We start from the raw sequence: 2,381 nt of genomic DNA on the forward strand, positions 1-2,381 counted from the left end.
CAAGGAGCTGTTGATTCCCGGCGCCGTGGTGGAGGTGCGTACCCCGCAGGGCGATTTCACGACTGCCGTCGGCACGACGCAACGGGGCGCCCAAGTGCCGCCGGGCGCTGACACCCACTACCGTATCGCCTCGATTACCAAGACGATGACCTCCGCGGTGATTGTGCTGCTGGTCCAGGAGGGCAAGCTCCAGTTCAGCGATCCGATATGGGTGCGGCTCTCCTGAAGTGACGTAGCCCCTGCTGTCTCGTCCGCTTTGGCAGTGCCGTTCGATCGGTTGCGGACGGATCGTCTTCCTTCCCGACACGCCTCATATGTGCAGGTCAGCGGCTCCCTGCCGCGGGAGAATCTGCCAGTGGACAACTGGCAGATCTGGTGTGGAAGGATGGCGTGATCATGCCCAGGAACGGCTCGGCCGGGGTGCCGGAGATGATCCGCGGGTCGGTGGTTGTGCATCGGCGCCGCTGCGGCAAGCCCAACTGCCGCTGCGCGGCTGGGGATCTGCACGAGGCGACCGTGCTGTCCTACTCCGAGCGTGGCCGGACCCGGTTTGTGATGCTGCCGCAGGCGGAGGTGGCCGCGGTAGCCGCGGCGGTGGACCGCTACCGGGCGGCCGAGGCGGAACTGGCCGCGGCCGGTGAGGCCGGCCGCGGCGCGCTCATCAGGGGGCTGGCCGCCCGGCGGGGGCGGCGGTGACCGGGCCGGTGACCGGGCCGGCGGCGACCGGCGGGGCCGAGGGATTCGCCGCCAGCCGCGCGCTGTTCGACTCGACGCTGGGTTTCCTCGACGGCGCCCAGGCCGCCGGCCTGGCGCACGCCGAGCTGGAAACCCACCTGCAGCAGGCCGGTCGCGAGCTGTTGCGCCGGCTGATGCAGGATCACCTGCAGCTGCGGGCGCTGCGCGAGCAACGCCTGCCGGAAGTGACCGACGCCGGGCAAGTCGCCCGCGGCGGGGTCGAGGCCGGGCACACCCGCGCGCTGACCACGGTGTTCGGCGAGGTGAGGGTGACGAGGCTGGCCTACCGCCGCCGCGGTCACGCCAACCTGTATCCCGCCGACGCCACGCTGAACCTGCCGGTGGAGAAGCACTCCCACGGCCTGCGGAAGCTGGCCGCCCTCGAAGCGGCGCGGGGCTCCTACGACGACACCGCCGAGGCGATCGAGCGGGCCACCGGGGTCCGGCTGGGCAAACGCCAGGCCGAACAACTCGTCGGGCGGGCCGCGGTCGACGTCGAGGACTTCTACGCCCGGCGCAGACCGCAACCGGGCGCCGGTCGGGACGTGCTGGTCCTGTCCGCCGACGGCAAGGGCATCGTCATGCGCCCCGATGCGCTGCGCCCGGCCACCGCCACAGCCGCCGCCTCGGCCACCACGAAACTGTCCACGCGGCTGTCCAAGGGCGAGAAACGCAACCGCAAACGCCTGGCCGAGGTCGGCGCCGTCTACGACGTCGACCCGGTCGTGCGCACCCCCGCCGACATCCTCGCCAGCCGCCAGGACACCAGCGCCGACACCGACCCCACGCAGCCTGCCGAGGCCCCGGTCGCGGCGGACAAGTGGTTGACCGCCAGCATCACCCAGGACACCGCCACCGTCATCGGCCGCATCTTCGACGAAGCCGACCGCCGCGACCCCACCCACGCACGCACCTGGATCGCGCTGGTCGACGGCAACAACCACCAGATCGACCGCATCCAGACCGAAGCCACCCGCCGCGGTGTCAACGTGACCATCCTGTGCGACTTCATTCATGTTCTTGAGTACTTGTGGAAAGCGGCCTGGTCCTTCCACCACGAAGGTGACCCCACCGCCGAACAATGGGTTCACGACAAAGCCACCGCCGTCCTGGCGGGCAAGGCCACCCGAGTCGCCGTCGGCCTCCGTCGCGCTGCCACCCGCCAAGGGCTCGACCCACCCCAACGCGCAGGCGCCGACGCCTGCGCCACCTACCTGATCAACAAGCAGCACCACCTGGACTACCCGACCGCGCTACACAACGGCTGGCCGATCGCCACCGGCGTCATCGAAGGCGCCTGCCGCCACCTCGTCAAAGACCGCATGGACATCACCGGAGCCCGCTGGGGCCTGCTCGGCGCCGAGGCCGTCCTCAAACTCCGAGCCCTCCGCAGCAACGGCGACTTCGACACCTACTGGCGCTACCACCTCACACAAGAACACCGACGCGTCCACGAAACCCGCTACCTCAACGGACTCATCCCACACGCCGCCTGATCACTCCAGGAGAGCCGCACCCGTATAGTTACTGCCCCTATCGGAGTGGAAGATCGCGTCGCGGGTGAAGGACAGGTTGCGTGCAGCCATGCGGACGGCCTCGATGATAAGCGGCGTCTTGTAGTTGTCGTCCATCGCGTAGCCGACGAC

3 protein-coding genes are annotated in these 2,381 nt (G+C 69.7%); all 3 read left to right on the plus strand.

All coding sequences use genetic code 11. From position 1 onward, the window contains the following. Nucleotides 1-226 (plus strand): serine hydrolase domain-containing protein (locus VGJ14_15575; GenBank protein ID HEY2833848.1); only part of this gene is annotated, 226 nt, incomplete at its 5' end. Nucleotides 227-396: 170 nt separating this feature from the next. Continuing rightward, nucleotides 397-696, plus strand: coding sequence for a DUF6788 family protein (locus tag VGJ14_15580; protein ID HEY2833849.1), 300 nt, complete (start codon nt 397-399; stop codon nt 694-696). Beyond that, nucleotides 693-2,231, plus strand: a complete 1,539-nt coding sequence (locus tag VGJ14_15585) for an ISKra4 family transposase (protein ID HEY2833850.1) — start codon at nt 693-695, stop codon at nt 2,229-2,231. The genes VGJ14_15580 and VGJ14_15585 overlap by 4 nt, the downstream gene beginning before the upstream one ends. The last annotated feature ends 150 nt before the right edge of the window (nt 2,232-2,381 follow it).

This window comes from Sporichthyaceae bacterium (assembly GCA_036493475.1).
Lineage (GTDB): Bacteria > Actinomycetota > Actinomycetes > Sporichthyales > Sporichthyaceae > DASQPJ01.

Excerpts from the sequence above, each read along its gene's own strand:
- VGJ14_15580 (HEY2833849.1), top strand. The coding sequence starts at position 397 with ATGCCCAGGAACGGCTCGGCCGGGGTGCCGGAGATGATCCGCGGGTCG.